18 protein-coding genes are annotated in these 21,739 nt (G+C 60.6%); 12 read left to right on the top strand and 6 right to left on the bottom strand.

Annotation, left to right across the window (positions count from 1 at the left end):
• Nucleotides 1-163: 163 nt before the first annotated feature.
• Together ACZZ0B_RS00375 and ACZZ0B_RS00370 are read right to left on the bottom strand one after the other, a co-directional pair.
• A complete protein-coding gene (locus tag ACZZ0B_RS00375; RefSeq protein ID WP_463544141.1) occupies nt 164-1,093 on the bottom strand; it encodes an NAD-dependent epimerase/dehydratase family protein in 930 nt (309 codons plus the stop codon).
• Complete coding sequence (locus ACZZ0B_RS00370; RefSeq protein ID WP_463544140.1) at nt 1,086-1,970, bottom strand: sugar nucleotide-binding protein; 885 nt, start codon at nt 1,968-1,970, stop codon at nt 1,086-1,088. Before ACZZ0B_RS00370 ends, ACZZ0B_RS00375 begins: the two co-directional genes overlap by 8 nt.
• A gap of 298 nt (nt 1,971-2,268) precedes the next feature.
• On the opposite strand from ACZZ0B_RS00370, the gene ACZZ0B_RS00365 reads away from it, so the two are divergent.
• Complete coding sequence (locus tag ACZZ0B_RS00365) at nt 2,269-6,555, top strand: Lhr family helicase (protein ID WP_463544139.1); 4,287 nt, start codon at nt 2,269-2,271, stop codon at nt 6,553-6,555.
• A gap of 143 nt (nt 6,556-6,698) precedes the next feature.
• Here ACZZ0B_RS00365 and ACZZ0B_RS00360 read toward each other — a convergent pair whose 3' ends face one another.
• Nucleotides 6,699-8,795, bottom strand: coding sequence for a mechanosensitive ion channel family protein (locus ACZZ0B_RS00360; RefSeq protein WP_440096999.1), 2,097 nt, complete (start codon nt 8,793-8,795; stop codon nt 6,699-6,701).
• A 298-nt stretch (nt 8,796-9,093) separates the two neighbouring features.
• Here ACZZ0B_RS00360 and ACZZ0B_RS00355 point away from each other — a divergent pair, with 298 nt between their 5' ends.
• Genes ACZZ0B_RS00355 through ACZZ0B_RS00340 form a run of 4 tightly spaced genes read left to right on the top strand, consistent with a single transcriptional unit; the run spans nt 9,094 to nt 13,071 of the window.
• Nucleotides 9,094-10,020: a DUF72 domain-containing protein gene (locus ACZZ0B_RS00355; RefSeq protein WP_463544138.1), complete on the top strand. Its 927-nt coding sequence runs from the start codon at nt 9,094-9,096 to the stop codon at nt 10,018-10,020.
• Nucleotides 10,017-10,814 carry an endonuclease/exonuclease/phosphatase family protein gene (locus tag ACZZ0B_RS00350; protein WP_008081885.1) on the top strand — a complete coding sequence of 266 codons (798 nt, stop codon included), beginning with the start codon at nt 10,017-10,019 and terminating at the stop codon, nt 10,812-10,814. Before ACZZ0B_RS00355 ends, ACZZ0B_RS00350 begins: the two co-directional genes overlap by 4 nt.
• On the top strand, nt 10,811-12,085 hold the full coding sequence (clsB, locus tag ACZZ0B_RS00345; protein ID WP_463544137.1) for a cardiolipin synthase ClsB: 1,275 nt from the start codon (nt 10,811-10,813) through the stop codon (nt 12,083-12,085). Before ACZZ0B_RS00350 ends, clsB begins: the two co-directional genes overlap by 4 nt.
• On the top strand, nt 12,082-13,071 hold the full coding sequence (locus ACZZ0B_RS00340) for a lysylphosphatidylglycerol synthase domain-containing protein (protein ID WP_158834206.1): 990 nt from the start codon (nt 12,082-12,084) through the stop codon (nt 13,069-13,071). Before clsB ends, ACZZ0B_RS00340 begins: the two co-directional genes overlap by 4 nt.
• Before the next feature lie 77 nt (nt 13,072-13,148).
• On the opposite strand, the gene ACZZ0B_RS00335 is transcribed toward ACZZ0B_RS00340, so the two are convergent.
• The 3 genes from ACZZ0B_RS00335 to ACZZ0B_RS00325 all read right to left on the bottom strand — a co-directional run bounded on the left by ACZZ0B_RS00335 (nt 13,149) and on the right by ACZZ0B_RS00325 (nt 16,284).
• Nucleotides 13,149-13,904: an alpha/beta hydrolase family protein gene (locus ACZZ0B_RS00335; RefSeq protein ID WP_158834198.1), complete on the bottom strand. Its 756-nt coding sequence runs from the start codon at nt 13,902-13,904 to the stop codon at nt 13,149-13,151.
• On the bottom strand, nt 13,894-15,003 hold the full coding sequence (locus tag ACZZ0B_RS00330; RefSeq protein WP_463544136.1) for a DUF3182 family protein: 1,110 nt from the start codon (nt 15,001-15,003) through the stop codon (nt 13,894-13,896). The genes ACZZ0B_RS00335 and ACZZ0B_RS00330 overlap by 11 nt, the downstream gene beginning before the upstream one ends.
• 279 nt (nt 15,004-15,282) lie before the next feature.
• The gene (locus ACZZ0B_RS00325) at nt 15,283-16,284 is read right to left on the bottom strand and encodes a GlxA family transcriptional regulator (RefSeq protein WP_463544135.1); all 1,002 of its coding nucleotides are present in this window, start codon (nt 16,282-16,284) and stop codon (nt 15,283-15,285) included.
• 101 nt (nt 16,285-16,385) lie between these two features.
• Here ACZZ0B_RS00325 and ACZZ0B_RS00320 point away from each other — a divergent pair, with 101 nt between their 5' ends.
• The 7 genes from ACZZ0B_RS00320 (at nt 16,386) to ACZZ0B_RS00290 (ending at nt 21,591) form a co-directional block, all read left to right on the top strand.
• Nucleotides 16,386-16,940, top strand: a complete 555-nt coding sequence (locus tag ACZZ0B_RS00320) for a cysteine hydrolase family protein (protein WP_463544134.1) — start codon at nt 16,386-16,388, stop codon at nt 16,938-16,940.
• 156 nt (nt 16,941-17,096) lie between these two features.
• A complete protein-coding gene (locus tag ACZZ0B_RS00315; RefSeq protein WP_463544133.1) occupies nt 17,097-17,765 on the top strand; it encodes a YjfI family protein in 669 nt (222 codons plus the stop codon).
• Between the two features lie 17 nt (nt 17,766-17,782).
• A complete protein-coding gene (locus ACZZ0B_RS00310) occupies nt 17,783-18,481 on the top strand; it encodes a PspA/IM30 family protein (RefSeq protein ID WP_463544132.1) in 699 nt (232 codons plus the stop codon).
• A 164-nt stretch (nt 18,482-18,645) separates the two neighbouring features.
• Nucleotides 18,646-19,284, top strand: a complete 639-nt coding sequence (locus tag ACZZ0B_RS00305) for a DUF2491 family protein (RefSeq protein ID WP_008081894.1) — start codon at nt 18,646-18,648, stop codon at nt 19,282-19,284.
• Between the two features lie 14 nt (nt 19,285-19,298).
• Nucleotides 19,299-19,724 (top strand): DUF350 domain-containing protein, encoded by a 426-nt coding sequence (locus ACZZ0B_RS00300; protein ID WP_158834188.1) that lies wholly within the window; start codon nt 19,299-19,301, stop codon nt 19,722-19,724.
• Between the two features lie 17 nt (nt 19,725-19,741).
• The gene (locus tag ACZZ0B_RS00295) at nt 19,742-20,431 is read left to right on the top strand and encodes a DUF1190 domain-containing protein (protein WP_463544131.1); all 690 of its coding nucleotides are present in this window, start codon (nt 19,742-19,744) and stop codon (nt 20,429-20,431) included.
• 2 nt (nt 20,432-20,433) lie between these two features.
• A complete protein-coding gene (locus tag ACZZ0B_RS00290; RefSeq protein ID WP_463544130.1) occupies nt 20,434-21,591 on the top strand; it encodes a glutathionylspermidine synthase family protein in 1,158 nt (385 codons plus the stop codon).
• Nucleotides 21,592-21,739: the final 148 nt, after the last annotated feature.

Below are 21,739 nucleotides of genomic sequence, written 5' to 3'. Positions count from 1 at the left end.
TTCAGAAAAACCGCATTGAATGGATTGGCGACTGCTCTGCAGTCGAGCGGGACGGTACGACGATTCGACAAGCTCCCTCGCCACAGGGATTGCACACGGTTTTAAAGCAATACCCCGCCCACAAAAAAGGCGCCTATGAAGGCGCCTTTTTTTTATCTTCGATTCAGCGACCGAGCAACCGCGCCAAGCCGACGCTCATCGGCGTCTGCGCTGGCAGTTTGAAACGCTGCAGCAACCGTTGATTGTTCGCCCGCGAATGGCGGATGTCGCCGGAGCGCGCCGGGCCGTAGCTGATCGGTGGCAATTCACCAACCACTGCTTCAAGAGCCTGGAGCATCTGCTTGAGGCTCATCGACTGACTCCAGCCAACGTTCACGGCACCGACTTCCACTTCCGGCTTTTCGATTGCCTGGACCAGCAGGAAGACCAGATCTTCGACATAGAGGAAATCACGCGTCTGCTCGCCATCGCCGAACACAGTAATAGGTAAGCCTTTCTGTGCGCGTTCGCTGAAAATACTGATGACCCCGGAGTACGGCGAGGACGGATCCTGGCGTGGGCCAAAGATATTGAAGAAACGAAACACAACCGGTTCCAGCGCATGCTGGCGGCGATAGAAATCGAAATAATACTCGCCCGCCAGTTTGTCCGAAGCGTAAGGTGTCAATGGGGCTTTGGGCGTGTCTTCATCGATCGAAGCACCCTCGCCATTGTTGCCGTACACCGCTGCACTGGAGGCATACACCACGCGGTTGATGCCGGCCAGACGCATGGCCTCGCAGACGTTCAGCGTGCCGATGAAGTTACTCTGATGCGTCTTCACCGGATCGTCCACCGAAGCCTGTACCGAGGCAACTGCGGCGAGGTGGGCGACAGCGCTGCAACCTTGCATCGCCCGGGCAACCAGCGCGGCGTCGGCCACATCACCGATAATCAGTTCAACCCTGGGATTATCCAGCGGCAGATTGCTGCGCTTGCCCGTCGACAAATCATCGAGCACTCGCACCGAATGTCCCTTCGCAAGCAAGGCATCAGTCAGGTGCGAACCGATGAAGCCGGCGCCCCCGGTAATTAAAACAGTCTTTTCAGCCATGACGGTAGAACCTATCCAATAATCCAGGGAGTGCGGCACGCCAGGCGCGCGGCTTGATCCCGAAAGTGTGCAGAATTTTCTTGCAGGCCAGCACCGCGTGTTGCGGTTCCTCGGCAGCGTCCGGACGCGCGGCGTGAGCCTGGGCGGTCGGCGCTTCGATGGCCAGGGCGTGCAGGCTGCGCGCTTCGGTCAGAATTGCCTGCCCCAGCGCCAGCGGCGTGGTCGCCTCGTGTCCGGCGTAATGATAAGTGCCCCACAGCGGTGCCGCGCAATCGAGTTGCTTGAGCACCGAAATGATCACCCGCGCAGCGTCGTCGACCGGGGTCGGGTTGCCGCGGCGGTCATCGGCCAAGAGCAATGCTTCCGGTTGCTCGGCACGGGCGAGGAAACGCCCGAGGGTGCCGTCGGCGCTGTCATCGAGCAGCCAGCCAAAACGCAGCAACACATGCTGCGGGCAGGTCGCGCGAACGCTCTGTTCGATACGCCACAATGCCTGACCGCGCAGGCCCAATGGCACCGGTTCGTCTTTTTCGCTGTAGGCGGTAGCACGCGAGCCATCGAACACTCGATAGCTGGAGGGCTGCACGAGAACGATGTTGTGATGCTGGCACAGTTCGGCCAGACGCTCGATCGCGCGCTCTTGCCCGGCCATCCGGGTTTCGCTGACGGCCTCGGCCTGGAACCAGTCGAAATAGTAGGCGAGGTTGATCAACGCATCGGGACGGGTGTCGTCGAGCAATTGGGTCAGGCTCGCGGCATCCCAGCCATTTTCGGGCGGGCGGGGGGCGAGGAAACCGATGTCTTCCTCTGCACCGAGGCGAATCAGCGCCTGCCCAAGGGCATTTCCGCCGCCCAGTAACATAAGGCGCATTCGCATAGAGTCAGCAGGCCCAGTCTGGTTGGAACGATGGCTTTAGCGACGGGTCTTGTGGAACCGTTGCCGATAATTGCCGGAATCGTTGCATTTTGCGGGTTTAGTGCGCAACCGTCATCCGTAAAGTGTACATCCCGCAGATTTGTAGCGTCTCGACTGGCGCCATCGCGAGCAGGCTCACTCCTACAAATGAAATGCATTCCCCTTTAGGAGCGAGCCTGCTCGCGATGAGGCCCTGGCAGACGCTGAAGATCCTGAGCGGTACTTGCATCTTCCCCCTTGCGACCGCATAACTTAAACCATGAATCTGCCCCTCCCCGCCGACAGCGCTCTGGCAGGCTTTCACCCTGCCGTCAGCGCCTGGTTCCGCAAGACCTTCCCGACGGTCACGGCCGCCCAGGCCCGCGCCTGGCCGTTGATCCGTCAGCGCCGCTCGACTTTGATCGCCGCGCCCACCGGCTCGGGCAAAACCCTCACAGCCTTTCTCGCCGTGCTCGACGACCTCGTCCACCGTGGCCTGGAAAACCCCGACGGTTTGCCCGACGAAACGCTCGTCGTGTATGTCTCGCCGCTGAAAGCGCTGTCCAACGACATTCGCATCAACCTGCAAAACCCATTGGCGGGGATCACCGAACAGCTGCGGCAGATGAACCTGCCGGAAGTCCACATCACCACCGCCGTGCGCACCGGCGACACCCCGCAAAAAGACCGCGCCGCCATGCGCAAGACCGCGCCGCACATTCTGGTGACCACGCCGGAGTCGCTCTACGTGCTGCTCGGCTCGGAATCCGGACGAAAAATGCTCGGCACCTCGCGCACGGTGATCATCGATGAAATCCACGCCATCGCCGCTGGCAAACGCGGCAGTCACCTGGCCTTGAGCCTTGAGCGCCTGCAAGCGCTGTGCGCCGAACCACTGACCCGCATCGGCCTCTCCGCCACCCAGAAACCGGTCGAAGCCGTAGCGCAATTCCTCGTCGGCCATGACCGCCCCTGCGAAATCATCGACATCGGCCACGCCCGGCCACGGGATCTGGGTATCGAAGTGCCGCCCGTGCCGTTGTCGGCCGTCATGGCCAATGATGTCTGGGAATTGGTCTACGACCGCCTCGCCGAACTGGCCCGTGAGCACCGCACCACGCTGATTTTCGTCAACACCCGACGCCAGGCCGAACGCCTGAGCCGACACCTCAGCGAACGCCTCGGCAAGCACGCAGTGGCAGCGCACCACGGCAGTCTGGCCAAGGAGTTTCGCCTCGACGCCGAACAACGCCTCAAGCGGGGCGAGTTGCAGGTGCTGATCGCCACCGCCTCGCTGGAACTGGGTATCGATATCGGTGAAGTCGATCTGGTCTGTCAGATCGCTTCACCGCGCTCCATCGCCGGGTTTCTGCAAAGAGTCGGCCGTTCCGGACACCAGGTCGGCGGCACGCCCAAGGGCCGTTTGTTCGCCACCACCCGCGATGACTTGATTGAATGCGCCGCCCTGCTCGACTGCGTGCGCCGTGGCGAACTCGATACCCTGCACATCCCGGTCGCGCCGCTGGATGTTTTGGCGCAGCAGATCATCGCCGAGGTCAGCTGTCAGGAATGGTCAGAAGACGCCTTGCTGGCGATATTCCGCCAAGCCTCGCCCTATCGCGATCTCGACGAAAAACACTATCAGGCCCTGCTGAGCATGCTCGCCGAAGGCTACAACGGTCGTCAGGGCATCCGCAGCGCCTACCTGCACCGCGACGCCGTCAGCCGCACCTTGCGTGGCCGCCGTGGTGCGAAACTCGCTGCCGTGACCAGCGGCGGCACCATCCCCGACAACGCCGATTACAGCGTGATGCTCGAGCCTCAGGGCATGAACATCGGCAGCGTCAACGAAGACTTCGCCGTGGAAAGCATTGCCGGCGATGTGTTCCAGCTCGGCAATACCTCCTACCGCATCCTCCGTGTGGAAACCGGCAAAGTACGGGTCGAGGATGCCCACGGCCAGCCACCGACCATACCGTTCTGGCTCGGCGAAGCACCGGGGCGCAGCGATGAATTGTCGTTCGCCGTGGCGCGCCTGCAAGCGCAGCTCGACGCGTTGCTTGGCGCCAGCCCCGGAGACTTGCAACCAGCCCTCGACTGGCTGACGCAAACTCTCGGCCTCAACCGCGCCAGCGCCGAACAACTGGTCGAATACCTCGCCCGCGCGCGGCAAACCCTCGGCGCCCTGCCCTCGCAGGACACGCTGTTGATGGAGCGATTTTTCGACGAGTCCGGCGGCACGCAACTGATCATCCATTCGCCATTCGGCAGCCGCATCAACCGCGCCTGGGGTTTGGCCCTGCGCAAGCGCTTCTGCCGCACCTTCAACTTCGAATTGCAGGCTGCCGCCAGCGAGGACGCCATCGTGTTGTCGCTGTCCACCAGCCACAGCTTTGAACTGGATGAGATCTGGCGCTACCTGCACAGCAACAACGCCGAGCACACGCTGATTCAAGCGGTGCTCGATGCGCCGCTGTTCGGCGTGCGCTGGCGCTGGAATGCCGGCGTGGCGCTGGCATTGCCGCGTTTTACCGGTGGCCGCAAAGTCGCGCCGCAGTTGCAGCGGATGAAAAGTGAAGACCTGATTGCCAGCGTGTTTCCCGATCAGATCGCCTGTCTGGAAAATCTCGCTGGCGAACGGGAAATTCCCGAGCATCCGCTGATTGAGCAAACCCTCGACGACTGCCTGCACGAGGCGATGGACAGCGAAGGCTGGCTCAATCTGCTGCGACGCATGGAGCGTGGCGAGGTGCGTTTGATCAGCCGCGATTTGCCGGCGCCCTCACCGCTCGCGGCGGAAATTCTCAGTGCGCGGCCGTACGCCTTTCTCGACGATGCACCGCTGGAAGAACGTCGCACCCAAGCGGTGATCAACCGGCGCTGGAGCGATCCGCAATCGACTGATGATCTCGGTGCGCTGGATGCGGACGCGATTAACGCTGTACGCGAAGAAGCCTGGCCGTCGCCAAACGCTGTCGATGAAATGCACGAGGCGTTGATGAGTCTGGCGTGCATCAGCGAGGCTGAAGTGCGAGCGAACGAAGGCTGGCGTGGATGGCTGGAAACGTTGGCCGGCAGCGGTCGCGCCTGCCGATTGCAGGTCGATCCCGAACATTGTTTGTGGCTGGCCCGCGAACGCCTGACCTCCCTGCAAGCTCTTTATCCACAGGCCAAAGTGCAACCTGAGCTGGAGGCGTTGCCGGGATTCGATGAGGTCTGGACATTCGATGAGGCGCTGGTCGAAGTAATCCGCGCGCGCCTCGGTGGGTTCGGCCCACTGCCGTTACCCGCCATAGCTGAACCGCTCGCGCTGCCAACCGCTCAAGTCAATCAGGCCCTCGCCCAACTGGAGCGTGAAGGCTACGTGCTGCGCGGCCAGTTCACGCCGAAACTGAACATCGAGGAATGGTGCGAACGGCATCTGCTCGCACGTATTCATCGCTACACGGTCAAGCGTCTGCGCCGGGAAATCGAACCGGTGGCGTTGCAGGATTTCATGCGCTTTCTGTTCGACTGGCAGCATCTTTCGCCCTCGACTCGTGGCCAAGGCAGTGCGGTGTTGCCGTCGATTGTCGGTCAGTTCGAAGGCTACGCAGCAGCGGCCTCGGCGTGGGACAGCGATATTCTTCCGGCGCGTCTCAAGGATTATTCGCCGAGCTGGCTGGATGACCTGTGCCGCAACGGCAAACTGGTGTGGACACGCCTCAGCGCCCGGCAAAAAGTCAGCGGCACGGCGTTGCGTAGCACGCCGATCGTGTTGCTGCCGCGCAGTCAGGTCGGCCTTTGGAGTGCGCTGGCGGAACAGACGCCGGTGAGCGAACTCTCGCCGAAAACCCAGAAAGTGTTTGAAGCCTTGAGTCAGCACGGTGCGCTGTTTTTCGATGAGCTGATTCATGAAGCGCACCTGCTGCGCACCGAGCTGGAAATCGCCTTGCAGGAGCTGGTCGGTGCCGGCCTGGTAAACGCCGACAGCTTCGCCGGCCTGCGTGCGCTGATTACACCGGCGAGCAAGCGCCAGCAGCGCAGCAGTCGGCGTGGACGCGGCGCGTTTGTCGGTGGCATGGACGATGCCGGGCGTTGGGCGTTGTTGCGGCGCGGGACGGCGATGGATAACAGCGAGACGCTGGAGCATGTCGCGATGACGTTGTTGCGACGTTACGGCGTAGTGTTCTGGCGCCTGCTCGAACGTGAGGCGGATTGGTTGCCGAGTTGGCGGGAATTGCTGCGCACCTTTCATCGACTGGAAGCACGCGGCGAGATTCGCGGCGGGCGGTTTGTCAGTGGTTTGGCGGGAGAACAGTTTGCCTTGCCGGAGGCGATTCCGTTGTTGCGCGAAGTGCGGCGGCGGCCACATGACGGCAGTCTGGTGGCGGTGTGCGGAGTGGATCCGTTGAACCTGGGCGGGACGTTGTTGCCGGGGGTGAAGGTGCCGGCGTTGGTGAGTAATCGGTTGGTGTATCGGGATGGGTTGCCGGCGGCGGCGGAGATTGCCGGCAAGCAGCAGTTTTGGCTGGAGCTGGATCAGATTGCCATGGAGCAGGTGCGCGGCAAGCTGATCCGGCATTGAGGTTTGGCTGCCTCGGCCTCATCGCTGGCAAGCCAGCTCCCACAGGGTTTTGGGTGACGCTGGAATAGAAGGCACACCCCAAATCACTGTGGGAGCTGGCTTGCCAGCGATGAGGCCAGCACTAACACCAAAAAATCAACCGGTTAAGTCCGCGACTCCTGCGGCACCTCAGTCGCAACCACCTCTCCCTCGTGCACCTGCCGCTTCGGCAACAAAACCTGCTGTGGATAAGTCTGCGCAAAATGCACCGTTTCGGTGTTATCCACAAGCTTCTTCAAACGCTGATTGAACGCTCGGCTCACCGCATACTGCCCGCCCGACACCGTGCGGAATTGCGCCGTCAGCACCACGCCATTCAAATCCATCCGGTCCACGCCAAACACATCCAGCGGCCCTTGCAGGTTGTACTTGAGGAACGGATCTTCACGGATCGAATCGCCGGTCTCGCGGATCAGCTCGATGGCTTTATCGACATCCGTGTCATAGGTGAACTGCACCGAGAAAAACGCATAAGCGAATTGCCGCGATTGGTTGGTCACCGCTTTGATCTGGCCGAACGGCACCGAGTGCACAAAGCCCTTGCCGTCACGCAGCCGCAGCGTGCGAATGGTCAGCCCTTCGACCGTGCCGGCATGCCCGGAATCAAGCACCACCCAATCGCCAATCGACAAGGTGTCTTCGATGATGATGAACAGCCCGGTGATCACGTCCTGCACCAATTGCTGCGAACCGAAACCGATGGCCAGACCGACCACACCGGCACCCGCCAGCAGCGGCGCCACATTGATCCCCAGATTGGCCATGGTGGTGATCGCGCAGATCACCACGAGGATGATTTTGATCGCGTTGCGCAGCAGCGGCAGGATGGTTTTCACCCGCGTGCTCGGTTGGCGCGCCGCGCGTTTGCTGACCGGTGGCTTCAGCGCTTCCTGAATCGCCGTGTCGAGCACCACCCACAGCAGCCACGTCACCAGGAAGATCAGGCCAATGCTGCTCAGCGCGTTACTGATTGCTCGCCCGACCGTGCTGCTCTGGGCGAAATCGAGCAGCGACACACCCCAGATCCGCCCGAGAATATCGATGAAGGCAATCGCAATGACGATCCGCAGCAACGCATGCAACAGGCTCAGGAAGCGTTCCTTATAAGCACTGCTGCGCTGGATCGCCTCGGCTTTTCGCGACTTGAACACGTGCTGCAAGATCGTGCTGAGAAACACCGTGCCGATCAGCAACACCGTAGTGAACAACGCGCAGCGCAGGGCTTTTTGATTGTCCTCGCCGATGCCGATCAGGTTCACTGCCGAGACCAGCACCATCAGCACAATCGGCCAATACCACAGCCCGGAAAAAATCCGCAGCGACTCCTGCATTGAGGGTTGTTTCAGCCGTTGGCTCAGCGGGCGATTACGGATCAGATGCGCCACCGGGCGACGCAGGCGAATCACCAGCAGACCGAAAATCACCGAAGCAATCAGCCCGGTAAACACCGCGACACTGCTGGTGATATTGCCGCCCAGTTGACGGGCAATCTGCGGACTGGTCAGCGCATCGCTGAGGGCCGCGAGAAAGCCGATCAGGAACAATGGCTTCGGGCAGTAATCACGGATGATGCGCGCGGCCGGGCGCTTGTGGCCGACGTTGAACATCACCACTACGCACAACAACATCGACGTGGAAAAGATGCCGCTGCTGGTGGCGTAGGCCAGGCACAGCGCCAGCGCGCGCCCCACCGAGGCCTGCAGAAAGTGGCTGACGTAAAGGGTCAGCGGCAGGCAGATCAGCGCCGGTACCGTGTACGGCAGCAGGTAGCCGATCAGGTCCTGGCTGCGCTGCCGGGTGCGTAGCCAGCGGCCTTGGCGCAAGCGGTTGGCCAGCAGACCGCCGAGTACAGTCAGCAGCGCAAAACTGCCGAGCCAGACGCCGGACAAGGTGAGGAAATCCCCAGCGACGCTCCAACCCGAGCGGTTTGACGGCTGGTTGACCAGCCTGTCGACTTCATCGGCCGCACGGTCGGCGCGCAGGCGCCAGGCGTCGACCAGATGTTCGTTGATGTCGAGTTTGTCTTGGACGTCGTCGATGCTCGAACTGATCGCACCGAGCAGACCGCCCTGCACGATGGGCTCAGGCTTTGCCGCCTCCTCGGTGGCGGCGGGAACGCCCGGCAGTGCGGCGGCCTCCAGTTCGTTGGTGCCTAGAAACAGCAGTGCTCCCAGCAGAATGGCGATCCTGAACTTGCTCAAAACTCCGATCTCCCGTGGCTGAACCTGTAAGGAGCTGATCGATTTTTGTGCGGCAAGTTCAAGAGCCCCCTCACAGAGCACCGCCTCGGGCACTGATCGTTCCCACGCTCTGCGTGGGAATGCAGCCCGGGACGCTACGCGTCCCAACAGCGGACGCGGAGCGTCCATTGAGGCGTACCCACGCGGAGCGTGGGTACGATCAAGGAGCGACCGTCGGTAATGCCATCGAAACTTTCCCGAACCGTGCGCAGTCATCAAAAGACAGCGGCAATACGAGGGCTTTCAACGGGAGGGTGGCATGGCGACGATTCACATCGGTATTTCCGGCTGGCGCTACGAACCGTGGCGCGGGGACTTCTACCCAAAGGGACTGGCGCAAAAGCGCGAATTGCAATTCGCGTCGAGGGCGGTCAACAGCATCGAAATCAATGGTTCGTTCTACGCCCTGCAACGGCCCGAACGCTATGCGCAGTGGTACGCCGAAACACCCGACGACTTCGTCTTCAGCGTCAAAGCGCCGCGCTTCATCACCCATATCCGCCGTCTGCGCGATATCGAAAAACCCTTGGCGAATTTCTTTGCCTCGGGGCTTCTGCAACTCAAAGAGAAACTCGGGCCGATCCTTTGGCAATTTCCGCCGAACTTCAAATTCGAGCCTGAGCGCTTCGAGCACTTCCTCGCGCTATTGCCCCATGACACCGAAGCGGCCGCCGCCCTCGCCCACCAACACGATTCCCACCTGCACGGCCACGCGAGCATGAAAGCCTGGCGCAAAAAGCCGCTGCGCCATGCGGTGGAAATCCGCAACGACAGCTTCCTTGATCCCGATTTCGTACGGCTGTTGAAGCGCTACAACACCGCACTGGTGATCGCCGACACTGCCGATAAATGGCCGTATCGCGAAGACCTGACCAGCGACTTCGTCTATCTGCGCCTGCACGGTGCCGAAGCGCTTTACGCCAGCGGCTACACCGCGCCGGCCCTCAAGCGTTGGGCCGAACGCATCGACGCTTGGCACCACGGCGAGCAACCAAAAGATGCCCACCTGATCGCGCCACGCTTGAAGCCACGCGCACGCAAATCCCGCGAAGTGTTCTGCTATTTCGACAACGACATCAAAGTCCGCGCGCCGTACGACGCCCGCGATCTGTTGCATCGTTTCGAGCTGGATAAAGACCTCGCCACCACCCCCGGCGAACCCGCTGGCGAAGGAGTGCTGGCATGAGTATTCCAGAACCGGTCGGCTTCACCGATGAAGGCTCGGTCGCCGCGCCGTCGGTGCGCACATTCACCGTGCTGACGGTCAACACCCACAAGGGTTTTACCGCACTGAATCGGCGCTTCATTCTTCCGGAATTGCGCGAAGCGGTGCGCAGCGTGGCGGCCGACGTGGTGTTCCTGCAGGAAGTCCACGGCACTCACGAACACCATCCCAAGCGTTACAGCAACTGGCCGACGATGCCACAGTACGAATTCCTCGCCGACAGCCTCTGGCCGCAGTTCGCCTACGGGCGCAACGCGGTGTACCCGGAAGGCGATCACGGCAATGCGCTGCTGTCGAAATTCCAGATCATCCGCCACGACAACCTTGATGTGTCGATCAGCGGCCACGAGAACCGCGGCCTGTTGCACTGCGTACTGCGCCTGCCCGGCGACGGTGTCGAGATCCATGCGATCTGCGTGCACCTGGGCCTGCGTGAAAGTCATCGCAACGCTCAGCTGAAGCTGCTCGGCGAACGCCTTGCCGAACTGCCAGATGACGCCCCGGTGATCGTCGCCGGCGACTTCAATGACTGGCGCCAACGCGCCGATGCGTTGCTCAAACCTTGTGGCCTGCGCGAAGTCTTTGCCGAGCACCATGGCAAACCGGCGCGCAGTTTCCCCGCACGCCTGCCGACGCTGCGCCTCGACCGAATTTATGTACGCAACCTCAAAACCAGCCAGCCGAAAGTCCTCGCCAACCGGCCCTGGTCTCACCTTTCCGACCACGCACCGTTATCGGTGGAGATCGAACTATGAACAGCGCGCCGCTGGAGAAATCCGCCGTGGAACCCATCAGCATCAACCCGCCGATACGCGAGCCCGGCCAGGTCCACGTCGAGTACCGCTGGCAGGGTGGCAACCGTGTGCAATTGCTGGAGAACGGCGAGGAATATTTCCCCCGCGTGTTCGAGGCGATGCGCGCGGCGAAAAGCGAAATCCTGCTGGAGACTTTCATCGTCTTCGAAGACAAGGTCGGCGCTGAACTGCAGGAGATTCTGATTGATGCGGCGAAGCGCGGCGTGCGCACCACCGTCAGCCTCGATGGCTTCGGCTGCGGCGAGTTGAGCACCGGCTACCTCGCCGCGCTGAGCGAGGCCGGTGTGCATTTGCAGATCTTCGATCCGGCGCCCAAGCACTTGGGCATCCGGACTAACTGGTTTCGTCGCCTGCACCGCAAGATCGTCGTGGTCGATGGCCTGATTGCGTTCATTGGCGGGATCAACTTTTCCGGTGATCACCTCGCCGATTTCGGCCCTGAGGCCAAGCAGGATTATTCGGTGGAAGTTCAAGGCCCGGTGGTCGCCGACATCCATCATTTCGCCCTGCTGCAAAGTGGTCGGCCGGGCCGTGCGCGGTTCTGGTGGCAACGCCGGCGCCAGCGGCGCGCGGAGATGGCGTTCGAAGACCACGACGGCCAGGTGCGTCTGGTATTCCGCGACAACGATCAACACAGCACCGATATCGAAGACGTCTATTTGCAGGTGTTGCGCCGCGCCAAACGTCGGGTGGTGATCGCCAACGCCTACTTCTTCCCCGGTTACCGCTTGCTGCGCGAAATACGCAACGCCGCGCGGCGTGGTGTCGATGTGCGGCTGATCCTGCAAGGCCAGCCGGACATGCTGGTGGCCAAACTTGCCGCGCGCATGACCTACGATTATTTGCTCAAGGCTGGCGTGCAGATTCACGAATATTGCCAGCGCCCGCTGCACGGCAAAGTCGCGCTGGTCGATGACGAATGGAGCACCGTCGGTTCGAGCAATCTCGACCCGCTGAGCCTGTCGCTGAACCTTGAAGCCAACGTGCTGATTCGCGACCGCGCGTTCAACCAGCACTTGTTCGAGCGCCTTGAAGACCTCAGCCAGAACCACTGCAAAGCCATGGACGCGAGCAAGTCGCCACGCGGGCGTATCTGGCACATGACCGTCGGCTTTCTGGTGTTCCACTTTCTGCGGCATTTCCCGGCGATGGCCGGTTGGCTGCCAGCGCACAAACCACGACTGAAGCCGTTTCGAGGTGACCGCTCATGAGCCATACCGAAGCGCACCCGAGCGGCCATTCAGCGCCCGCGACCCACTCGAAATGGAGCCGATGGAAACGCCCGCTGACCGTGTTGTTTTTCCTCGCACTGATCGTGTTGCTGACGATGTTCGCCACGCGAATCGAATGGGCCGAAGTGCTGCAAACCCTTGCTGACTTCAAAGTGCGCACGCTGATCATCGCCGCCAGCCTGACGTTGCTGAGTTTTCTGGTGTACGCCAGTTTCGACCTGATCGGCCGCACCTACATTCGCCAGGATCTGACCTGGAAACAGATCCTGCCGGTGGGCATCATCAGTTATGCGTTCAACCTCAACCTCAGCGCGTGGGTCGGCGGCATTGCCATGCGTTACAGACTGTACTCGCGGCTGGGCGTGAGCAAAGGCAACATCGCCAAGATTCTCGGGCTGAGCCTGGCGACCAACTGGTTTGGCTACATGACCATTGCCGGAGTGGTGTTCAGCAGTGGTCTGGTGAGCATGCCGCCGGGGTGGAAAGTCAGCAGCGGCGCGTTGCAGGGCATCGGGATTTTGTTGCTGCTGGTCAGCGCGGGTTATCTCGCCGCGTGCCAGTTTTCGAAACGGCGTGAGTGGTCGATTCGTGGCGTGGAAATCAATCTGCCGTCGCTGCGTATGGCGGTGCTGCAACTGTTGCTGGGGGCGTTGAACTGGTCGCTGATGGCGGCGGTGATTTTCACCTTGTTGCCGGGCAAGCTCGACTATCCGTTGGTGCTGGGGGTGTTGTTGATCAGTGCGATTGCCGGGGTGATCACGCATATTCCGGCGGGGCTTGGGGTGTTGGAGGCGGTGTTTGTCGCGCTGCTGCAACATGAGGTTTCGCGGGGCAGTCTGGTGGCGGGTTTGTTGGCGTATCGGGCGATTTATTTTCTGTTGCCGTTGTTGATCACGCTGGTGATGTATTTGCTGGTTGAGGCAAAGGCCAAGGCGCTGCGAATAGAGAAGAAACCGAGGCATTAAGATCAAAAGATCGCAGCCTTCGGCAGCTCCTACCGAGATGGATGTAGGAGCTGCCGAAGGCTGCGATCCTTTGATCTTCAAGATTGAATAATGCTCAATCGCTCACCCACCACCATCTCGGTAATCCAGTCCACCAGAATCGAGGTGTAAGCCTGCTGCGACACCGGCTCGCTCAACGCGTGATCGGCACCATCAATGATCCGGTGCGTCAACGAATGCGTCTGCTGGCACGCCGCGCGGTAACTCATGATCGCTGCGTGCGGTACGTAGTCGTCAGTTTCCGATTCCACCAGCAACACATCCCCGGTGAACTGCGCACACGCATGCAGCGCTCGGTTGCTGTCGGCGCGCACCAGCGTACTTCGATAATCGCGCAAATCCGCTTTATCCAGCTCCCGCTTGGGCGTGTGCCACTGCTCGTCGCGATACAGCGCCGGCACCCGCAGCGCCAGCCAGCGCACCGGGCGCAAAGACGTCAAGATTGCCGCCAGATAACCGCCGTAACTGGTGCCCACCACGGCGATTGCCGACGTGTCGAGTGCCGGATGCGCAAGCAAGCGGTCGTAGGCTGCGAGCAAATCGCGCAAATTATCTTCGCGGGTGACACGGGTCAGCGGAATCCCGGTACCGCCAGTGTGCCCGCGCAAGTCGAAAGTCAAACACACACAACCGAGCCCGGCGATGCCTTTGGCTCGCTCAAGGTCACGCTCCTGACTACCGCCCCATCCGTGAACAAACAACACCCCTGGGACTTTCGATTTGGGACTGAGAAATGTCCCGCTCATCTGTTCATCATCAATGTCGATTTGAATGCTTTCGCTTCTAGCCGTCATAGGATTTGACCGTTACGTATTTGAGGAGAAATTCACTGTTCTCGGCCGGGCCGCGATACACCTCGATGGCGTCTGCCGGCAGCGGCTGATCGATATAGGTTTCCACCGACGACACACGAATCGCGCGCATCCCCGGGTCGTTGATGAAGCTTTGCAGCGCCGCGACCTCAGCGCTGCTGGCGCCGCCCATGCGCCAGGATTGTTCGAGCACCCCGCTGCGGGTTTTGCCGTTGCTGTCCAGTCCTTGGGCGATGTCGTAATTGCGGCGCGAGGCGTAAAAGCGTGGATAGGCTTCATCGGCGGCGCGGTCGAAAACCTGTGCCTGCTCGATGGCCAGCCGCACATCATCGGGCAGCTCAAGCGCCAGCAAATCATCGTAACCGCCCTGCACGACCAACAAATTAGAGCCGCCGTAAACGTCTTCGCCGTGAGCGTCCTTGGTCAAGTATTGATCACCGCAGTAACTCAGCACTTTATCGCCGATGAACGTCTGTCCGACGCTGTGAGTGATGACGTCGCTCAAGTCCTGTTCCAGCACTACGCCGTCGCTGAACTGTTCTGCGCTGTCGGGGCGAGCGAGGATTTCGTCGAAAGCATCGAGGCTTTGGATCACTTCCTGACCACGGCCGGCACAGGCGTGAATCGGTTTCAAACGGATCGGCCCGTTGTACAACAGGTGTTCGGCGGCTGGCCGGGCATCCACCAGGGAAAACACACTGAGCCCATCGAGCACCACGTTACGCACTCGCTCGGAAAACAGCGGAGACCATCCTTGCGGCGCATGGGCCAGATGACTGCGCAGGCCGTGACTGATGGCTTTGGTGCAGATGAAATCGTGCTCGACAAAACCGCCCCACAAATCCTCCGGCCCCCTGATGCCCAATTCATGAGCGTGGGTAGCGCCGACGATGGTTTGTGTGGGCAACAGGTAGAGGTCCCGACCGCGGTGTTTTTCCGGGTCGTAACTACCACCGAATTTAAGCCCGAGGATCTGCGCCAGCCAACGGGCCAGGGCCTTGTTGGTCTGCACTTCGTGTTTCGGCGCGTCGGACCGCACGGAGTGGGCGACGACGATTTTCCTGCGGGGTGTCGGGGTCATGCGTCCCCCTTCCATCGGTTCGATGACTGTAGCGGTGAACGGTGCAGAGATCAGGCCAACGGCCGCTCTGCGAAAATCTGTGGCTAATCAAAAACTTGGCAAAATCATACTGGCACCACGCCTGCTTCAATCTGCACGACGCTCGATAAAACCTCGGCAATTTGCACGATCTTGAGCGTTGCGCAATCCCTGTAGGAGTGAGCCTGCTCGCGATAGCGGTGGATCAGTCGCCCTGTTCATGGCTGACAAATCGCAATCGCGAGCAGGCTCACTCCTACATTAGATATTCGTTGCTTTCGAGATTGGAGTCACCCCGAATCGCGCCCGGTAATCACTCGGCGCCAGCCCGGTGATCTTCTTGAAGATCGCCCGGAACGCGCCAGGGTCCTGATACCCGACCGTCCACGCAATATGGTCGATGGTGCCATTGCTGAATTCGAGCATCTCGCGGGCCTTGCCGACGCGCAAATGCTGGCAATACTCGGTCGGTTTCAACCCGCTCGCCGCGCGAAACCTGCGCAGGAACGTACGTTCCTCAAGCCCCGCCCGCTGCGCCATCGCCGTCAATGAAACATCCGTCGCGCCAGTGCTTTGCAACCAGTGCTGGACCTTGAGAATAGCCGCATCGCCATGATTCAGAATCGGCGCAAAATTGCTCCCGCACTCACTGGCGCTGTCGCTGTGTTCGATCACCAGAAACCGTGCCGTGCCGGAGGCAATGCTCGGCCCGAGCAACCTGTCGACCAGACGCAAACCCAGCTCCGACCAAGCCATCAAGCCAGCGGTGGCAATCAGGTCGCCGTCATCGACGATTGGCGTATCGGCTTTCAATTTGATCTTCGGGTATTGCTCGGCGAACGCCTTGGCTGATGTCCAGTGGGTGGTGGCGCTCCGGCCATCGAGCAAACCGCTTTCCGCCAACATCAGCGAACCGACGCAGACGCCACCCAGCGTCGCGCCACGGGCATGTTGATCGCGCAACCATTGCGCGAGGCTGGCCGGCATTTGCGCGGCGTTGAAGCCGGCAATTGACGGCGGAATCAACACCGCCAGCAGCTCACTTTCGGTATCGGGATGACTGTCAAAGACCCGCGCCGGCGGTTGATCACCGTCGACCTGCCAATGGCTGACCCGCAGTACCGGCAATTGCGCCGCCTGATGTTCAGCGGCAATCCGGTTGGCCACCCCGAACAGATCGGTCAAGCCATGCACCGCCGCCATCTGCGCACCGGGATAAATCAGCACGCCGAGTTCCGCGATGGCGGCTTTTTCTGCGCCCATTGTCAGTTTTCCCCTGTCTATTGTCGGTGCGGCCAATCCCCGAGTCGCTGACCAGCGCCAATACTGAAGCCACTTCCAGCCAACCTGTCGAGGACACCACCATGGCCAAGCAAGCGCTCATCGTAGTCGATATCCAGAATGACTACTTCCCTCAAGGCAAATGGCCGCTGGCCGGCGCCGACGCCGCTGCGTGCAACGCCGCACGACTGATCGAAACGTTCCGCACAGCAGGCGATTCAGTGGTCCATATCCGCCACGAATTCACCTCGCCCGATGCGCCGTTTTTCACCCCGGAGTCGGAGGGTGCCAAGCTGCACCCGAAAGTGCTCAATCGCGCCGACGAACCGGTAGTGCTCAAGCATTTCGTCAATTCGTTTCGCGAAACCGAACTGCAAGCGATCCTTGATGAACAAGGCATCAAGGAGCTGGTGGTGGTCGGCAGCATGAGCCACATGTGCGTCGACGGCATCACCCGCGCAGCGGCCGATCTGGGCTACAGCGTGACGGTGATTCACGATGCCTGCGCCAGCCGCGACCTGCAGTTCAACGGCCTGACCGTGCCGGCGGCGCACGTCCATGCGGCGTTCATGTCGGCACTTGGTTTTGCCTACGCCAGCGTAGTCTCCACCGATGAATTCATCAGCGCCCAGAGCTGATTGAGCGCACGGCAATACCTCGTAAACACTCAGGCCCGCCTCGCTGCGGGCCTTCTTTTTGGCTGTCATGAAAATCTCACGCGTGAGTCATTGATGGCCATTTGATTTGGTTGTAGTGTGGCTCACGCGTGAGAGGGTCATAACGGAGTCAGTGCCATGAAAAGCCGCTCGCCCACAACGAAGTCAGAGCGTCCAAAGGGAGAGCACTCGAAAGCGTCCGCGAAAAAACCGTCGAGCTTCTATATGAAGCAGATGCGCGCGGGCCTGGCGGCCGCCGGTTATGTGAAACACGAAACTTGGGTGCTTCCGGAAAACCGAAGCTTGCTCAAGCAGATGGAGCAACAGCTACGCCAACCGATTCTGGCTGGCTCATTCATGTCGGAGAATTACATGAGCGCAGGCAACAACTGGAACATCGATAGCCTCTTCAACGCCCTCAAGGCCCTGGACGAGGTGGCTTCGCAAGAGATCACGCTGTCGCTGATCCAGAGCTCCGAACCCAGCATCAAGCTGAAAATGAACGAATTCGGCGGCCTGCCGATTCACATCGCCCTGGCCGGCGCGCAGATCATCGTCGACACCGTGCTGGTGGACATCGACTCGATCTCTGACGTGCACGCCTTCAACGAAGCCGTGCTGCGCAGCCGGGAAATGTTCCCACTGTCGTCGATCGGTATCGAGTCGATGCCGAACGGCCAGACCGTTTACAACATGTTTGGCGCCCTCAGTGCCGACTCGAGCCTGACCAACGTGGTCACCGAGGTGAAAACCCTGGTCGACAACGTGCAGCGCGCGAGCGAAGCCTTCGAACACTTCTTCAAGTAATCCACAGGGAAAATCCAATGACTCAGTCCATCTGGAGCAAATTGTTCACCGCACTGCGCGGCGGTGCCAATGAAGTCGGCGAAGCCATCGTCGACCAGCAAGCCCTGCGTATTCTCGATCAGGAAATCCGCGACGCCGACACCGCGCTGTCGAACGCCCGTCGTGAGCTGGTCACCATCATGGCCAAGCACAAACTGGCCGCCGACCGCGTGAGCGAGTACGACGCCAAGATCAAGGATCTCGAAGCCAAGGCTGTCGCGGCCCTCAACGCCGGCCGTGAAGACCTGGCGCTGGAAGTGGCGGAAGCGATTTCGACCCTGACCAACGATCTGGACACCGAGAAAAAACAAAGCGACGAGTTCGGCACCTACGCCGACAACATGCGCAAGGACATCAACAAGGCGGAAGCGCGGATCAAGAGCCTGCGCCAGCAAGTGGACATGGCCAAGGCCCGTGAAAGCGTGCAGAAAGCGCAGGTCAGCGCCTCGATCGCCAGCGGCGGTGCCAACGGCAAACTGGAAACCGCAGTGGGCACGCTGAACCGTCTGCAAGCCAAGCAGCAGCAACGCGCTGCCGAGCTGAGCGCGGCGGACGAACTGGCCGACGCCTCGAGCGGCAACGATCTGGATCGCAAACTGCGCGAGGCCGGCATCACCCCGAACGCAGGCAGCGCCAACGCGATTCTTGAGCGCCTGAAGCAAAAGTCCGCCCAATAACACCCATGTAGGAGCTGCCGCAGGCTGCGATCTTTTGATCTTGATCTCAAAAGACAAAATCAAAAGATCGCAGCCTGCGGCAGCTCCTACATGAGGGCTGGGCCGGTACACTAGCCGCGCTTTTTTGCCGACGAATACCTCCACCCGCTTCAAGGAATGTACCCATGGGATGGTTCAAAGATTTGCTGGGCAGCCACGCGGCGCCAACGCCAACCGTTGCCATCGGCCCGCTCGGGATGGCCCAGGGCAAAGGCCTCAGGTTCGATTCGACCTTGGCGCTGTTGCTCGACGGTTCGAGCTCGGTAAGGGTGCCTGTCGATCAGGCAATCTGGAGCGCCGGCTGGGTCGACCTCGGCCAGTCCAACAAATTGCACCGCTATTACACCAACGACGAGGATTTCTGGGTACAGATCCACGTCACCGGTGACGATCAGATCGAATCGGTGATCCTGTTCAATTACCTCAGCTACGTCACCGTCAACAGCGACGCTGAACTGCAGCGCCTGGCCGGCGCCAACAGCGCAATCGGCCTGCCGACGTATACCCACGAAGGTGTCGAGTACACCCGCGAATGGGGCACTGAACAAGGCCAGACCGAACTGGTACCGCTGACCGAGCACGTGGCCAATCCCGACGAGAGCTACACCGTCGAACATCGCTCGATGCTCTATGCGCGTGAAACCGGCTTGACCGATCGCCGTGAATTGCTGCTGTTCTCCGTCGAACAGGACGAAGAAGGCACCGTCAGCCTGAGCACTTCGCTGGGCATTTCGCTGTACACCACTGACTTGAGCACCATCTAAAAAGGAAGTTCTTCATGCTGGAAGTGCTGGCCGTTTCCCTGAACAAGACCGCTTTGGTCGGCTTCATCGTCTACCTGTTCGGCGCCGTAGTGCTGTTCATGCTGTTCCAATTCGTCTACACCCGCCTGACCCCGCACAAGGAGTTCGAGCTGATTCGCTCGGGCAACAACGCTGCGGCCATTGCGCTGTCTGGCGCAATCATCGGTTTCGCGATTCCGGCGAGCAATGTCATCGCCTTTTCGGCCAACGTCCTCGATTTCGTGCTCTGGGCCGTGATTGCTGCTGTCGTGCAATTGCTGGCGTTCCTCGCGACCGGGCTGGTGCTCAAAGGCACGTCCCAGCGCATCGCCAACGGTGAAGTCGCTTCCGGCATCTACGTTGCAGCGGTGGCGATCAGCGTCGGCATGCTCAATGCCGCGTGCATGACACCGTCCAACTGATCGGCAGGAAGCCTTAGATGAAACGAAGCAAATACGTTCAGTTGTCCCTCGCCGCATCGGTGGCCTTGGCCATCTCCGGCGAAGTGGCCGCCGCTGATCAGCCGCGCAGTTTCCAGAGCGTGGAACAGTGCATCGATGCCGAAGTGGCCGCCGATGCCTGCTCGAACGCCTACGTCGCCGCCCTGACCGAACACCGGCGCATTGCCCCGGCGTACGACGACAAGGACAAATGCGATGCGGACTTCGCCGCCGGCTGGTGTCAGAAAAATTCCGCCGGCCGTTTCGTGCCCAAGCTTGGCGGCTTCAAGGTTGCGCAAAACGCTGAAGCAACGCAGGACCTCGATACCCTCGCCGATGCGCAAATGCCCGCAGGCGACGCGGTCGCGGCGCAAAATGTGCAAAGCACCTCGCACAGCTCCAGCGGCTCGAACAATGGTTTGCTCACCGGTTGGCTGATCGGCAACGCGATGAGCAACAACGCCAATCGCACGGTTTACCGCGATCGCGACACCCGGCAAACCTACGACACCTCGGCGCAGTACCGCAAAATCGAAAGCGCACCACGCAGTCAGCCGGATTACGAGAGCACGAAAAGCAAACCGGTGAATGTCGCAGCGTCGACCTCCCGTGGCGGCTTCGGCAGCCAGTCCACTGCACGCAGTGGCTGGGGTGGCTGGGGCAGCAGTTCCGGTCGTTCGAGCAGCTGACCATGAAAAAGGTCCATTGCGCCGAGCGCCCCGACTGGAAACAGACTGCCGAGAGCCTCGGTTTCATGTTTCACACCATCGACGACGAGCCTTACTGGGACGAAAGCGCGTATTACCAGTTCACGCTCGCGCAGATCGAAAACGATCTGGAAGACCCGACCACCGAACTGCACGAGATGTGCATGGATCTGGTCGACCGCGTGGTCAATAGCGAGGAACTGCTGGATCGCCTGAGCATCCCGGCGCCGTACTACGACATGATCCGAACCTCCTGGCGCGAAGGTCATCCGCATCTGTATGGGCGCATGGACTTTTCCTACAGCGGCAACGGCCCGGCGAAATTGCTCGAGCTCAACTACGACACACCTACCAGTCTTTACGAAGCGGCGGCGTTTCAATGGGGCTGGCTGGAACAATGCATCGAACGCGGAACCCTGCCGCCTCACGCCGACCAGTTCAACAGCATAGATACCCAACTGCATCAGGCGTTTGCCGAGTTGCAATTGAAGCGGCCGTTCTACTTTGCCTCGATGAAAGATTCGGTCGAAGACAAAGGCACCACGGATTACCTGCGGCTGATCGCGGAAAAGGTCGGCATCGAATCGCGGCACATCGATATTGAAGACATAGGTCTGACGAGCGAGGGTCGTTTTGTGGATCTGCAAGATCGCTGGATCCCGCACCTGTTCAAGCTGCATGCCTGGGAGTTCATCTTCCACGAACCGTTTGGCGCTGCGATTGCCGAGTGTGATACGCAGTTTTTCGAACCGGCGTGGAAGGCGATCCTGTCGAACAAAGGCGCATTGCCGTTGCTGTGGGAAATGCACAAGGGCCATCCGAATCTGCTGGCGGCGCATCTCGATCCGAACCCGGCCAGTGCGGTGCCCAAGGGCTGGGTGCGCAAGCCGTACTTTTCCCGCGAAGGTGCGAACATTGAGTTGCAGACGGCTGAAGGCCTGATCGTCAAAGAGGACGGGCCCTACACCGATGCGCCCTTTATCCTGCAAGAATTCGCGCCGTTGCCGAAGTTTGGCGACAGCTACACGCTGATTGGCTCCTGGGTGATTGGCGACCAGGCGGCGGGGATTGGCGTGCGCGAAGACAACAGCCTGATCACCAAAGACTCCAGCCGCTTTCTCCCCCACCTGATCCTCGACTGAACCACGCGCCCTGTAGGAGCTGCGGCACGCTGCGATCTTTTGCCTTTGTTTTTAAGATCAAAAGATCGCAGCGTGCCGCAGCTCCTACAGGGATAGCGTGTTCTGCAGGCACAAAAAAGGCCCGTCGTATAAGCGACGGGCCTTTTTA

The organism is Pseudomonas sp. AC247 (assembly GCF_979258015.1).
The sequence above is the reverse complement of the archived record's forward strand: the minus strand, read 5'-3'. Positions and strand labels throughout refer to the sequence as shown.

Excerpts from the sequence above, each read along its gene's own strand:
- ACZZ0B_RS00355 (WP_463544138.1), top strand. The coding sequence starts at position 9,094 with ATGGCGACGATTCACATCGGTATTTCCGGCTGGCGCTACGAACCGTGG.
- ACZZ0B_RS00375 (WP_463544141.1), bottom strand. The coding sequence starts at position 1,093 with ATGGCTGAAAAGACTGTTTTAATTACCGGGGGCGCCGGCTTCATCGGT.
- ACZZ0B_RS00320 (WP_463544134.1), top strand. The coding sequence starts at position 16,386 with ATGGCCAAGCAAGCGCTCATCGTAGTCGATATCCAGAATGACTACTTC.
- ACZZ0B_RS00370 (WP_463544140.1), bottom strand. The coding sequence starts at position 1,970 with ATGCGAATGCGCCTTATGTTACTGGGCGGCGGAAATGCCCTTGGGCAG.
- ACZZ0B_RS00365 (WP_463544139.1), top strand. The coding sequence starts at position 2,269 with ATGAATCTGCCCCTCCCCGCCGACAGCGCTCTGGCAGGCTTTCACCCT.
- clsB (WP_463544137.1), top strand. The coding sequence starts at position 10,811 with ATGAACAGCGCGCCGCTGGAGAAATCCGCCGTGGAACCCATCAGCATC.
- ACZZ0B_RS00350 (WP_008081885.1), top strand. The coding sequence starts at position 10,017 with ATGAGTATTCCAGAACCGGTCGGCTTCACCGATGAAGGCTCGGTCGCC.
- ACZZ0B_RS00330 (WP_463544136.1), bottom strand. The coding sequence starts at position 15,003 with ATGACCCCGACACCCCGCAGGAAAATCGTCGTCGCCCACTCCGTGCGG.
- ACZZ0B_RS00305 (WP_008081894.1), top strand. The coding sequence starts at position 18,646 with ATGGGATGGTTCAAAGATTTGCTGGGCAGCCACGCGGCGCCAACGCCA.
- ACZZ0B_RS00325 (WP_463544135.1), bottom strand. The coding sequence starts at position 16,284 with ATGGGCGCAGAAAAAGCCGCCATCGCGGAACTCGGCGTGCTGATTTAT.
- ACZZ0B_RS00315 (WP_463544133.1), top strand. The coding sequence starts at position 17,097 with ATGAAAAGCCGCTCGCCCACAACGAAGTCAGAGCGTCCAAAGGGAGAG.
- ACZZ0B_RS00295 (WP_463544131.1), top strand. The coding sequence starts at position 19,742 with ATGAAACGAAGCAAATACGTTCAGTTGTCCCTCGCCGCATCGGTGGCC.
- ACZZ0B_RS00335 (WP_158834198.1), bottom strand. The coding sequence starts at position 13,904 with ATGACGGCTAGAAGCGAAAGCATTCAAATCGACATTGATGATGAACAG.
- ACZZ0B_RS00310 (WP_463544132.1), top strand. The coding sequence starts at position 17,783 with ATGACTCAGTCCATCTGGAGCAAATTGTTCACCGCACTGCGCGGCGGT.
- ACZZ0B_RS00290 (WP_463544130.1), top strand. The coding sequence starts at position 20,434 with ATGAAAAAGGTCCATTGCGCCGAGCGCCCCGACTGGAAACAGACTGCC.
- ACZZ0B_RS00300 (WP_158834188.1), top strand. The coding sequence starts at position 19,299 with ATGCTGGAAGTGCTGGCCGTTTCCCTGAACAAGACCGCTTTGGTCGGC.
- ACZZ0B_RS00340 (WP_158834206.1), top strand. The coding sequence starts at position 12,082 with ATGAGCCATACCGAAGCGCACCCGAGCGGCCATTCAGCGCCCGCGACC.